Source organism: Myxococcus faecalis, assembly GCF_050039385.1.
GTDB classification, from domain to species: domain Bacteria; phylum Myxococcota; class Myxococcia; order Myxococcales; family Myxococcaceae; genus Myxococcus; species Myxococcus fulvus.
This window is the reverse complement of sequence record NZ_CP144336.1, coordinates 459,239-471,171: the sequence shown is the minus strand read 5'-3', so window position 1 is coordinate 471,171 and position 11,933 is coordinate 459,239. Positions and strand designations below refer to the sequence as shown.

Here is an 11,933-nt window from a genome sequence, read left to right as displayed (position 1 = left end):
CTCGGGCGGCTCCCCATTCCGGCTCGGAGGGCCGAGTGTCCCACGCAGGTGACAAGTCCATCCTGGCCATCGACCTGGGCACCTCCGCCGTGAAGCTGGCAGTCGTCACGCTGCGCGGGCGCATCCTCGGGGGCGAGGTGGAGCCCCTGGCGCTGGACTTGTTGCCGGACGGCGGCGCGGAGCAGGACCCGGAGGCGTGGTGGAGCGCCATCGTCCGGGGCACGCGCAGGCTGCTCGGCGCGGGGACGGTGTCCGCGCGCGACATCATCGGCGTCAACTGCAGCTCGCAGTGGTCCGGCACGGTGGCGGTGGACGAGCAGGGGACGCCGCTGCGTCCGGCGCTCATCTGGATGGACTCGCGCGGGGCGCCCCACGTGAAGCGCGTGGCGGGAGGCCTGGTGCCCATCGAGGGCTATGGCGTCACGCGGCTGTTCCAGTGGATCCGCCTGACGGGCGGCGTGCCGAGCCTGTCCGGGAAGGACCCGGTGGGCCACATCCTCTACCTCCAGGCGGAGCACCCGGACGTCTACCGCGCGACGTACAAGTTCCTGGAGCCCAAGGACTGGCTCAACCTGAAGCTGAGCGGGCGCTTCGCGGCGTCGTACGACTCCATCACCCTGCACTGGGTGACGGACAACCGGACGCTGGGCCGCGTGGACTACGACGCGGGGCTGTTGCGCATGTCGGGCCTGCACCGCGAGAAGCTGCCGGACCTGGTGCCCGCCGCGAGCGTGCTGGGGCCGCTGAGCCCCCGGGCCGCGAGCGAGCTGGGGCTGAGCGAGGACGTGCGGGTGGTGACGGGGGCGCCGGACATCCTCGCCGCGGCGGTGGGCTCGGGCGCGGTGCGCGACTTCGAGGCGCACCTGTGCGTGGGCACGTCGTCGTGGCTGTGCTGCCACGTGCCGTACAAGAAGTCGGACCTGTTCCACCAGATGGCGTCCGTGCCGTCGGCGCTGCCGGGGCGCTACCTGCTCGCGAACGAGCAGGAGTCCGCGGGCATCTGCCTCACCTTCCTCAAGGACAACATCCTGTATGGCCAGGCGGGCCGGCCCGAGGGACAGGAGGAGGACTCCGCGGAGGTGTACCGGCTGATGGAGCGCGAGGCGAGCCAGGTGCCCGCCGGCAGCGACAGGCTCATCTTCCTGCCCTGGCTCAACGGCGAGCGCAGCCCGGTGGACGACAAGTCGCTGCGCGGTGGGTTCTTCAACCAGTCGCTGAAGACGACGCGGGCGCACCTGGTGCGCGCGGTGATGGAGGGCGTGGCCTTCAACTCGCGCTGGCTGTTCACCTACGTGGAGCAGTTCGTCGGGCGCAAGCTGGAGTCGCTGCGCATCATCGGCGGAGGGGCGCGCTCGGCGCTCTGGTGCCAGATTCACGCGGACGTGCTGGGCCGCTCCATCCAACAGGTGGACGAGCCGGTGCTGGCCAACGCGCGCGGCGCCGCGTTCCAGGCGGCCGTGGCGCTGGGGGAGCTGACGGTGGAGCAGCTGCCCGCGCTCGTCCCCGTGGCGCGGACCTTCGAGCCGGACCCCGCGAACCGCGCGCTGTACGACGAGCTGTTCCGCGAATTCGTCAACCTCTACAAGAGCAACAAGGCCATCTTCGCGCGGCTCAACCGCGCGCGAAGCGCCTGAAGGCCCAGGAGCCGCGCATGGCATTGCCCGACCCCAAGTCGCTGAACCTGCTGAACCACGTCCCGCCCCGCCTGCTGTCGGCGGCCGAGCGCTATCTCAAGGCCGTGCCGCTGGTGCGCGACCTGCTCTCGAAGGAGACGGACACGCTGCTGTCGGAGCTGGAGGGAGGGCTCAAGCCGTACCGGGGCAAGATGCCCGCGTTCGACCGGCTGCCGGTGACGGGGCGCTCGCGCGAGGAGGTGCTGCGCGAGCTGCAGGCGCTGGAGTCGCAGGAGGAGGAGCGCTGGCGGGACGGCAAGGTGTCCGGCGCCGTGTACAGCGGCGACTCGGAGCACATCGACTTCCTCAACCGCGTCTACGCGCTGCACTCGCAGAGCAATCCGCTGCACGCGGACCTGTGGCCGAGCGCCACCAAGTTCGAGGCCGAGGTCATCGCCATGGCCGCGACGATGTTGGGCGCGGACGCGGCGAACGCGGGGCGCCCGGCCTCCGAGCACGTCTGTGGCTCGATGTCCTCGGGTGGCACCGAGAGCATCATGCTCGCCATCAAGACGTACCGGGACTGGGCGCGGGAGACGAAGGGAATCACGAAGCCGGAGATGGTGGCGCCCTCCAGCGCGCACCCGGCCTTCGACAAGGCGGCGCACTACTTCGGCGTGAAGATGGTGCGCGTGCCGGTGGGGGCCGACTACCGCGCGGACGTGGCCGCGACGAAGAAGGCCATCACGCGCAACACCATCGTGCTCATCGGCTCGGCGCCGGGCTTCCCTCATGGTGTCATCGACCCGATCGCCGAGCTGTCCGAGCTGGCGCGCAAGAAGCGCATCGGCTTCCACACCGACGCGTGCCTGGGCGGCTTCGTGCTGCCCTTCGCGAGGAAGCTGGGGCGCGAGGTGCCGCCGTTCGACTTCCGGCTGCCGGGCGTGACGTCGATGTCCGCGGACACGCACAAGTTCGGTTACGCGGCGAAGGGCTCGTCGGTGGTGTTGTATCGGGGCACCGAGCTGCGCTCCCATCAGTACTTCACGGCCACGGAGTGGCCCGGCGGCATCTACTTCTCGCCCACGTTCTCCGGAAGTCGTCCCGGCGCGCTCATCGCGGTGGCGTGGGCGTCGCTGGTCAGCATGGGGGAGCAGGGCTACCTGGAGGCCACGCGCCGCATCCTCGAGACGGCGGATACGATCAAGCAGGGCATCCGGGCCATCCCCGAGCTGCACGTGCTGGGAGACCCGCTGTTCGTCATCGCGTTCGGCTCCGAGACGGTGGACATCTTCAAGGTGATGGAGCGGTTGGGGGAGCAGGGGTGGAGCCTCAACGGGCTGCACAAGCCCGCGGCGGTGCATCTGTGCGTGACGTTGCGGCACGCGCAGCCGGGTGTGGCGGAGCGCTTCCTGTCGGATCTGCGCGCCGCGGTGGAGCACGTGAAGGCGAACCCCGGCCAGAAGGGGACGATGGCGCCCGTCTACGGCATGGCCGCCGCCGTCCCCTTCCGTGGCCTCGTGAGCGACTTGCTCAAGAAGTACATGGACCTGCTCTACAAGGTCTGAGGCGCCCTGGGACGTGGGCGCGCGGCCCACTCCCACGTGGTCCCCTGGTGCAGCGTGGCGTAGATGTCGTCGCGCAGCTCGTTGCACTCGTCATGCGTGAGGGTTCGCTCCAGGGAGCGCAGCACCACGCGTAGGAGGACGTTCTTCTGGTCCGGGCGGAGGGCCAGGCGCTTCACCGCGTTGGGGTGGAGCTCGGCGTAGGGCGTCTGGCTCACCACCTCGACGCTCTCCACCAGCTCCGCCCGTGCGCCCAGCGCGGCGCGGACGGCGTCGCCCAGCTCCTCCGCCGTGCGGTGCTCGTCGATGACCAGGGACATGTCGCGGCGCACGGCGGGCATCGAGGACACGGGCTGATAGGGCGTCAGGTCCAACAGCTGCGTGGCGATGCGTGGGTCGGTGGAGCGCAGAAGCCGGATGTCGTCCAGGCCCTTGCGCAGCATGAGGATGCGGTCGAGTCCCAGGCCCATGGCGAGTCCGGTGACGGGGCCTGCCGCCAAGCCGCTCTCGGCGAGCAGGGCGGGGAGCGCGAGGCCGCACTCGCCAATCTCCACCCAGTCGTCGCCGTCCTGGACGTCGATCTGCAGGCCGTCGGTCGTGTACGGGTGCACGGCGTCGGTGAGCTTCAGCTCGCGTCCGGGGAGGAGTGCCTGGACCACGGTGGCGATCATCTGGCGCAGGTCCTGGGGGGTGAGGGGCGGGCCACGGCGGATGCGCCACAGGTCCATCTGATGGGGCTCGCCGGTGTGGAGCCGGTCGATGCAGTCGCGTCGATAGACGAGGCCGGGACAGGCGACCAGTACGTCCTCGGGTGGGGAGGAGGCGAGGCGGCGCAGGACGCCGGGAATCATGGCGGAGGTCTGCGAGCGCAAAAGGGCGGTGTCACAGACGTATCGGGTGTAGCGCGCGTCGCGGGCGACGCCTCCGGGTGGGTAGTGGAGGCGGTCGTAGTTGTCGGCGATGGAGACGACGGGGCTTTGTCGATGCGTCAGGACCGCGCAGCTCCAGGCGGTGCGCAGGGCCTCGAGCGCGGAGGCGACGAGGAGCTGGAGGGCGTGGGGACCCGAGGCGGGGTCGGTCAAATCGCGAACGGACAGGGCGCGCCGAAGCTCCTCGGCGCTGAGGACGGCGATGGGAAGGGACGACATGGGGAAGACCTCTCGGAAGCGAACGGGAAACGCAGCGGTCTCCGGCACGCCGAGCGAGGAGTCCGCCAGGCGTCACCGGCCTCGGATGCCCCCCCGGCGGCTCCGGGTGGGCGTCGCGCCAGACGGCGTTTCGCCAACGAGAGGTGCGTGCGCGCTCAGAGCAGCACGGCCTCCCGACACCCGAAGGGGGCCGGGGGGCGGCTAAATCGACGAGCAATCACGACGCGAACCATGGGCGTACGAATAACGCTCCCGCGATTTGCTGGCAAGAGGGCCTCGGGTGGGCCTCACTTCGCCAGCGTGCGTCCCATGACGTCGAGCAGCTCGCGCCAGTGTTCCTCGGCGGCCTCGGGCTGATAGGCGGCCGAGTCCTCCACCGCGTAGCCGTGGCGGGCTCCCACGTGGAGTCGGGACTGGTGTCGCACGCCGGCCGCCTTCAGCGCTGCTTCCAGTCGCTGGATGGCATCAGCCGGCATGGAGGCGTCCTGGTCCGCGTGGCCGAAGACGAGCTCGCCCTTCACGTCGCCCAGGCGCAGGTGAGGACTGTCCGGCGAGTCCGTCGCGAGTCGACCGCCATGATTGGACACGGCGGCGGCGATGACGTCAGGGAAGTCCGCGGCCAGCCGCACGGCGATGCCGCCGCTCATGCAGTAGCCGGCGACGCCGACCTTGGGGCCACGCACCTGAGGAAGCCGCGCGAGGAAGTCCAGCTCCGCCGCGCCGTCCGTGCGCACGCGCTCCGGCGTCAGCGTGGCGATGAGCGCGTAGATGCGCTTGCGGAAGGCCTCATCCGCGAAGGAGCCGTTCAGGTCCAGGGTCGCGGCGCGCCCCTCGCGATAGAAGACATTGGGCAGCAGCACGACAAAGCCGGCGTCCGCGAGCCGCTGGGCCGCGTGCTCGAAGGCGGGGCGGATGCCCATCGCGTCCGTGAGCAGCAGCACAGCGGGCCACGGGCCGCGCCCCTCCGGCTGGAATAGCTTCGCGTCCATCGTTCCATCAGGCGTGTCGAGGTCGATGTCTTCCATAGGGTTCCTCGTGAATGCCGGGGGCTACAGCGCACGGGTGGCGATGTGCGTGAGCTCCGCGTCAGTGAGTGGAAGCGGGTTGGCCTTCATGCTGCTCGCGGCGCGCGCCTTCGTCACCAGCTCCGGCACCCGCTCCACGGTCAGCCCATAACGAGCCAGGCCAGGGATGCTCAGCGCTCCTCGCAAGGACTCCACCCATTCGATGGCATCCTCGGCGCTCGCTCCCTCGCGGCCCGTGAGCAGCGTCGCCAGCTCCCGGTAACGCGGCAGCGCCGGGTGCTCGGGAGCACGCTCCCGCAGCGCGCGCAGATTGGTCTCGAGCACCGCGGAGAGCAGCGCCGCGCAGACCGCGCCATGCGGCGCATCGAACATGCCTCCGAGCGGCGCCGCGAAGCCATGCACCGCACCCAGCCCCGAGTTGGCCAGACACAGTCCACCGAAGAGGCTGGCCAGCGCCAGGTCCTCGCGGGCCTCGGCATCCGGCTCCGTCGACAACACAGCCCGGCGCAGCGAGCGCGCGGACCGACGCAACCCCTCGCGCGCCAATGCGTCCGTGAGCGGATTGGCGCGCGCGGAGAGGAACGGCTCGATGAGCTGCGACAGCGCATCCATGCCACTGGACGCGAGCACCGACGGCGGCGCGCCGATGAGCAGGTCCGGGTCCACCAACGCCACCCGCGGCAGCAGCTGCGGTCCGCGCAGGCTCGCCTTCACCTGCGCCTCCTTCGACCCCAGCACCGCGTTGCGTGTCACCTCCGACCCCGTGCCCGCCGTGGTCGGAATCGCCAGGAAGGGGAGGGCCACCCCGGTGAGCGGCTGTCCGCGGCCGATGACCTCCAGGTAGTCCAGCGGGTCGCCCCGCTGCGTCGCCAGCGCGGCGAGCGCCTTGCCCGCGTCGAGCGCGCTGCCACCTCCCAGCGCCACCACCGCCTCGCATCTCGCCGCCGCGAGCACCGACAGCCCACGCCGCACCACGTCCACCGTGGGCTCGCCCTCCACCGAGAACGTGCTCACCACCAACCCCTGCGCCTCCAGCGCCGTCTGGAGCCCGTGCGCACGCCCGGGGTTCTTCCCTGTCACGAGCAACACGCGCTCCGCGCCCAGGCCGCGCACCAACGCGGGGGCCTCCGACAACCTGCCCGGTCCGAAGACAATCCGCGTGGCGGTGGCGAACTCGAAGACCGCGGGGCCCGCCGTCACCACCCGGCGTCCTCGGGGAACAGGTTCACGTACTTCCGGCTGGTGCGCGGCTCTGCCATCATCGGCGCCACCGTGTCGCGCCAGCGCAGGTAGTGCGCCGTGTCCTTGTGCGCGGCCGGTGCCTCGGCGCTCCGGTACACCTCCACGAGCACGAACCGCGTGGCGTCCTCGCTGTCCTGGATGACATCGAAGCGCGCCACCCCCGGCTCCTTCACGCTCTCGCGCGCGTTGGCCAGGGTGGCTTCCCGGAAGGCGTCCACGTGCTCGGGCTTCACGTGGACGTGGACATGGACGACCCGCAGGGTGTTGGGCATGCCCCGAAACTACTCCGGGCCCGGGCCGCGTGGGGACGCGACCAGGACCCGGAGGTTGAAACCGTGTGGAGTGCCGTACAGCCGTCGCCGGGCTACGGCGCCTTGACGATGGCCGTGGGGCTCAGCACGTCCTCGAGCTTGCGCGCCATCACCCAGCCATCGTGGTAGACGATGCCGGTGGGGGTGATGGTGTCGTTCCGGTACAGGCCGATCTTCAGGTAGTTGACCTGCCCCTTGTACTGCGTGGCGATGTAGCGCTTGGGCAGCACCAGCTTGCCGTCCACGTACAGCTCCACGAAGCCCACCTTCGCGTCCGCCGACCAGCGCACGTGGAAGATGAAGTCCATCCACCTGGCGCGCACCAGCGGCGCCCGCCAGACGATGGTGCCAGGGTTGCCGCCGATGTTCAGGCGGACCTCGTTGCCGTAGACGTAGAACTCCACCGGCGGCGAGCCGCCCACCGTGTCGCTCTCCTGGTGCCACTGCGTGAACAGCTGCCACGTGTTCACGTTGGGGAACGTGGAGTCGAACATCGTGCTCCAGCGGTAGTAGTACTCGGAGCCGGACGGCTCCTTCGTCATGCGCACCAGCTCGTTGCGGTTGCCGCTGGAGTTGATGGGGTCATCGCCCTTCTTCACCGTGGCCTTCAGCGCGTAGCCGCCCTGGCGCTTGGGTGAGGACACCAGCGCCAGCCGGTCCGAGCTCACCATCTGCGCGCGCGTCCACTGGGTGCGGTCTCCCGTCTCGAAGTCACCCACCCACACCACGCTGCTGCCGGTGGGCGGAGGCGGGGACGTCACGGTGCTGCCGCAGGCGCGGGCCTCCGCGATGGACGCCCAGTCGTTCACGGTGTTGCCCATGACGGTGATGCGCACCCGGCGCGCCGACGTGGTGCCGAAGGAGTACGTCTGCGCCGCGGTCTGCAGCGCGCTCGTGCCGCTGTAGACCTGCGTGTACGTATAGCCATCCGGCGACACCGACACGGTGAAGGTGTTGGAGCGCGTGTTGCCCTCGTGCCAGGCCACCGTGACGCCGGAGATCGACTTGATGGCGCCCAGGTCGTAGTCGATCCACGCGCCCTTGCCGAGCATGCTCCAGCGCGTGTCGAGCCGGTCATCCATCGTGTTGGCCGGCACATTGCCGTCGTGGCCCTTGGCGATGACGGAGGTGGCCGTGAGCTGCGTGCAGTTGGAGGCGGTCAGCGCGGCGGCGGACGTCGCGAACGCGGTGGCCTCCGCGCCGGAGGGGGCCTCTCCCAGCTCATTGTAGTCCTGGGGACCGCACGCGGTGGCGCCAAGGCCGAGCAACGCGCCGGCCAGCAGAAGAGACTGCTTCATGTGGGAACCTCTGGGGGGATTCAAAAACAGACAGACGGGGAGTGTGTCCGGCGACGTCTCACGACGGGCCGACGAGTGATTTCAGTTGCGGGGCTTCTCCAAGGTCACGGCGGGGGTTCGCCGCGTTGCAGCGGAGGACAACCATCGCCTCATTTTATTTCGTATTCAACAGTTCTCGTCGAGCCTGCCTGCTGGGCAGGAAACGCGGCGCGCATACTCGACGTGTGGGTCTGGGCGATGGTGCTGGAAATGTCTGGCATTGGTGGCGAGCCCATCCATGCCGTGAGGGAAAGGGCATACATCCAGCGGGGGCGTGCGTGCGTGCGGTGGCCTGGAGGGCAGGCCCACAGGCGGATTCAATACAGACGCACAGCCCCCGGGCGCGAGGCGCGTGAAGGGGCCGTGGCGTTAGAGGTTCGGGCTCTGGAGGTGCTCATGACCGCGTCGTCGGGCGTGTGCCTGGCCTGTGGGACACGACTTTCCCCGGGTCTCTCCACGTGCCCGCGCGCGCTGCTGCTCGCGCCCCTGGCGGGCGGGGTGCGCCGCTGGGGGCTCGCCTCGTGTCAGCCGCCGCTCGTGGGGCGGGTGGCGCACCTGGAGCGGCTGACGTGGTGCGCCGAGGAGGCGCGCCGGGGGCTGGGGCGGGCCATCTGGCTGGTGGGAGAAGAGGGCATCGGCAAGTCGAGGCTGAAGGACGCGCTGGTGGAGTCGCTGTCCGCGCACCGCTTCGACATCTGGGAGGGCAGCGGCCTGGCCCATCCAGGGACTCCGGCGGGGCCGCTGTTGGACCTGCTGGACGCCACGCGCTCGCTGCGGCCGGTGGCGGGCGTGGGGCGCATGTCGAGCGCCGAGGCGGAGCGGGTGGCGGGGTGGCTGGAGGGGCGGCGGTGGCGAGGCGTGCCCGCGAGCCTCTCCGCGGAGAGCATCGCCCTGCTCGACGCGCTCTGCCATGCGCTGCTGCCACACCGGACGCCGCGCGTCCTCGTCCTGGAGGACTGGCAGCACGCGGATGGCCTCAGCCGGGCGATGCTCGAGGTGCTGGTGACGCGACTGGCGCATGCGCCGGTGCTCGTGCTCGTGCTGGAGCGCACGGGGGCGTCCGTGCCGCCACCGGCCGAGGTGCTGGAGGTGGGAGCGTTGAGCGCGAGCGAGGCCGCCACGCTGGTCTCCGCGCGCCTGCCCGCGGGCCTGCCGCGGGAGGCGCTCTTGCGCGTGGGCGCGGGCCATCCGCGCAGGTTGTTGCAGGCGCTCGCGCTCCACGAGGAGTCGCCGCTGGAGCCGTTGCCCGCGACGGCGGAGCAGGTGGTGTCGGCCCGGTTCCAGGCGCTGTCGGACGCGCGGCGCGAGGCGCTGCGGGTGGGCGCGTTGCTGGGGCCGTGTTTCCCCCGGGCGGTGCTGGGCGCGCTCGTGGGGGGCTTCGCGTCGCTCGCGGGGTTGGAGTCGGGCGGGTGGCTCACGCCCGTCTCGGGAGGCCGCTACGCGAGCGCGACGCGGGCGCCGGGGCTCGAGGCGACGTGGACGGAAGCGGAGCGGGTGGCCTTGCACGCGCGCGTGGCGGAGGCCTACGAGGCGCTCTCCGAGGAGACCCGTCGGCGCGCGTGCGCGGAGGTGGCCCGTCACTGGCTGGGGGCGAAGCGGCCGGAGCGCGCGCTGCCGCACCTGTTGGAGGTCGCCGGGTGGAACCTGGCCGCGATGGAGCCCGCGGCCGCGCTGGAGGTGTACCGCTTCGCGCTGGAGGTGTCCTCGCGGCTGTCATTGGAGTCCGCGTGTCAGTGGGGGCGGGTGTTGTGGGAGCGGATGGGGGATGCGCACCGGCTGGCGGGGGAGCGGGGGGAGGCGGAGTCCGCGTGGCGCATCGCCCTGTCCCTCGACGAGGTGGGGGGACGCAGGGGGACGGCCGGGCGGCTCCAGTGCTTGAGCAAGCTGGTCTCGGTGGTGTTGTCGCTGGAGCGCCACGAGGAGGTGGTGGCGCTGGGCGAGGTGGGCGTCGTGGAGGAGTCGTCCGAGGAGGCGCTCGTCGCCGCCGCTTCGTTGGACGCGCTGTCCTCGCTCGCGCTGTGCTGGCTGGGCCGCTTCACCGAGGCGGAGGCGCGGCTGGGGAGCGCGCGCGCGCGGCTGCTCCAGGTGTCGGGGCAGGACGGCGTGGGCCGGGCGAGCGCGGAGGCGTCCCTGCACCGCGCCATGGGGATGCTGCTGATGCGGCAGGGGCGCGCGGAGCAGGCCACGGCGGAGTACGCGGCGGTGCTGCGCTGGACCGAGCGCGCGGGGGACACGTGGGAGCACTCCACGGCGCTGTTCAACCTGGGGGATGCCTACGCGCGCTCGGGGGACCGTGAGCGCGCGGTGCACTACTTCCAGCTCGCGCTGGACTCGAAGGCGCGCACGGGGGACCGGGGCGGCATGGCGTACACGCACCATGGCCTCGCGCTCTTGCACAGCCAGGCGGACGCGCCGGAGCTGGCGAAGGAGGACGCCGTCCGGGGGCTCCAGCTCGCGGGGATGCTGGGAGACCGGAAGCTGAAGTCGCTCCTGCGCTGCGCCCTGGGGCGCGCCCACCTGCGGCTGGGAGAGCGCGAGGAGGCCGCGCGACAGTTGCGGCTGGCCGCGCAGGACGCCGCCGCGGCCAATGCCCACTCGGAGCTGCTCCAGGCCCAGGCGGCCCTGCGCGCGCTGGAGGCCCGGCGCTGACGAGGGGGTTGACGGAACCGTCGGCGCGGCCCGAGTGTCCAGGACACGTGCCTCGATTCGTGCTCCGTCGTGGCGGGCTCCTGTCCTGCCTCCTGTTCGCCCTGGTCACCCCACGCGCGCTCGCCGAGGCGCCGGATGTCTTCGAGGCCTGGCTGCGTCCGGCCCACGCTCCCGCGGACGGGTTCGAGGCGTGGCCGGACCTGGGCGGCGCGAAGCCCGGCGCCGAGGCGCGCTCCCTGGCGCGAGGCCGCGTGGTGGCGGCCACGGGCGAAAGTGTCACCCTGGAACATCTGTATCACGAGAACCACGAGCTCCAGCGCGTGCGCGCCGTGTACTCGGGACTGGCGTCGGTGTCGCTTGACCGCGGAGCCGGGGTGTCCCGTGGACAGGTGCTCGGGCGCGTGGGGCCGCGGGCCTCGGTGGTGCTGCACACGGACCGCGAGCTGTCCCCGGCGGAGGCCCGGCGCTTCACCCGGGAGCGGGCCCGCCTGCCGCAGCCGTTGGAGGAGCCGGTGCTGGTGCTCATCTCGCACGCTCGGAACGAGCTCCGGTTGTACGAGCGGGGCGTCGAGCGGGCGAGGGTGGAGGTGGGCTTCGGCCAGGGGGAGGGGCCCAAGCAGGAGCGGGGCGACAACCGCACGCCCGTGGGCATGTACTTCATCGTGCAGACGGTGCGCGGGAACATCACCGGGCCGTACGCGGCCTATTACGGCGGACACTGGCTGCGGGTGAACTACCCGAACCCGTGGGACGCGAGCCGGGGCGTGAAGCGCGGGTGGCTCACGGAGAAGGGGCGCGAGAGGATTGCGCGCGCGTGGACGGCGCGCGAGGCGACGGACGCGAGCACCCGGCTGGGCAGCGGCATCGGGTTCCACGGCTGGTCGGGCGAGTGGTCCCTGGAGGAGAGCGGCGGGCGGCTGTCCTGGGGCTGCGTCGTGTTCCACCCGGGGGACATCACCAGGCTGTACGAGCAGATGCCCAAGGGCACCATGGTGGTCCTCTTCTAGCCTTCAAGATGGCCGCGAGGCGTGGAATCCTTCCGG

The 11,933-nt window shown here is 71.3% G+C and carries 9 protein-coding genes; 4 read left to right on the top strand and 5 right to left on the bottom strand.

Annotated features, from left to right (window positions below; all coding sequences use genetic code 11):
• The first annotated feature begins 35 nt into the window (after window positions 1–35).
• Both VZQ01_RS01655 and VZQ01_RS01650 read left to right on the top strand, forming a co-directional pair.
• Window positions 36–1,634, top strand: coding sequence for a xylulokinase (locus VZQ01_RS01655; RefSeq protein ID WP_426746740.1), 1,599 nt, complete (start codon window positions 36–38; stop codon window positions 1,632–1,634).
• A 17-nt stretch (window positions 1,635–1,651) separates the two neighbouring features.
• Window positions 1,652–3,181, top strand: a complete 1,530-nt coding sequence (locus VZQ01_RS01650) for a pyridoxal phosphate-dependent decarboxylase family protein (protein WP_223784723.1) — start codon at window positions 1,652–1,654, stop codon at window positions 3,179–3,181.
• On the opposite strand, the gene srmL is transcribed toward VZQ01_RS01650, so the two are convergent.
• The 5 genes from srmL to VZQ01_RS01625 form a co-directional block, all read right to left on the bottom strand.
• Window positions 3,169–4,326, bottom strand: a complete 1,158-nt coding sequence (srmL, locus tag VZQ01_RS01645) for a PheS-related mystery ligase SrmL (protein WP_426746739.1) — start codon at window positions 4,324–4,326, stop codon at window positions 3,169–3,171. The two genes, VZQ01_RS01650 and srmL, sit on opposite strands and share 13 nt — an antisense overlap.
• Window positions 4,327–4,613: 287 nt before the next feature.
• Window positions 4,614–5,351, bottom strand: coding sequence for a dienelactone hydrolase family protein (locus VZQ01_RS01640; protein ID WP_141327136.1), 738 nt, complete (start codon window positions 5,349–5,351; stop codon window positions 4,614–4,616).
• Between the two features lie 24 nt (window positions 5,352–5,375).
• Entirely contained in the window at window positions 5,376–6,551 is a 1,176-nt protein-coding gene (locus VZQ01_RS01635) for an iron-containing alcohol dehydrogenase (protein WP_426746738.1), read from the bottom strand.
• Window positions 6,548–6,865 carry an antibiotic biosynthesis monooxygenase gene (locus VZQ01_RS01630; RefSeq protein ID WP_141327140.1) on the bottom strand — a complete coding sequence of 106 codons (318 nt, stop codon included), beginning with the start codon at window positions 6,863–6,865 and terminating at the stop codon, window positions 6,548–6,550. Before VZQ01_RS01630 ends, VZQ01_RS01635 begins: the two co-directional genes overlap by 4 nt.
• Window positions 6,866–6,957: 92 nt before the next feature.
• Complete coding sequence (locus VZQ01_RS01625; RefSeq protein ID WP_223750131.1) at window positions 6,958–8,202, bottom strand: heparin lyase I family protein; 1,245 nt, start codon at window positions 8,200–8,202, stop codon at window positions 6,958–6,960.
• A 435-nt stretch (window positions 8,203–8,637) separates the two neighbouring features.
• Here VZQ01_RS01625 and VZQ01_RS01620 point away from each other — a divergent pair, with 435 nt between their 5' ends.
• Window positions 8,638–10,890, top strand: coding sequence for an AAA family ATPase (locus VZQ01_RS01620; protein WP_426746736.1), 2,253 nt, complete (start codon window positions 8,638–8,640; stop codon window positions 10,888–10,890).
• A gap of 59 nt (window positions 10,891–10,949) precedes the next feature.
• A complete protein-coding gene (locus tag VZQ01_RS01615) occupies window positions 10,950–11,897 on the top strand; it encodes a L,D-transpeptidase family protein (RefSeq protein WP_223784718.1) in 948 nt (315 codons plus the stop codon).
• Window positions 11,898–11,933 lie beyond the last annotated feature (36 nt).

Coding starts and splice junctions, on each gene's coding strand:
- VZQ01_RS01640 (WP_141327136.1), bottom strand. CDS start 5,351: ATGGAAGACATCGACCTCGACACGCCTGATGGAACGATGGACGCGAAG.
- VZQ01_RS01650 (WP_223784723.1), top strand. CDS start 1,652: ATGGCATTGCCCGACCCCAAGTCGCTGAACCTGCTGAACCACGTCCCG.
- srmL (WP_426746739.1), bottom strand. CDS start 4,326: ATGTCGTCCCTTCCCATCGCCGTCCTCAGCGCCGAGGAGCTTCGGCGC.
- VZQ01_RS01625 (WP_223750131.1), bottom strand. CDS start 8,202: ATGAAGCAGTCTCTTCTGCTGGCCGGCGCGTTGCTCGGCCTTGGCGCC.
- VZQ01_RS01630 (WP_141327140.1), bottom strand. CDS start 6,865: ATGCCCAACACCCTGCGGGTCGTCCATGTCCACGTCCACGTGAAGCCC.
- VZQ01_RS01620 (WP_426746736.1), top strand. CDS start 8,638: ATGACCGCGTCGTCGGGCGTGTGCCTGGCCTGTGGGACACGACTTTCC.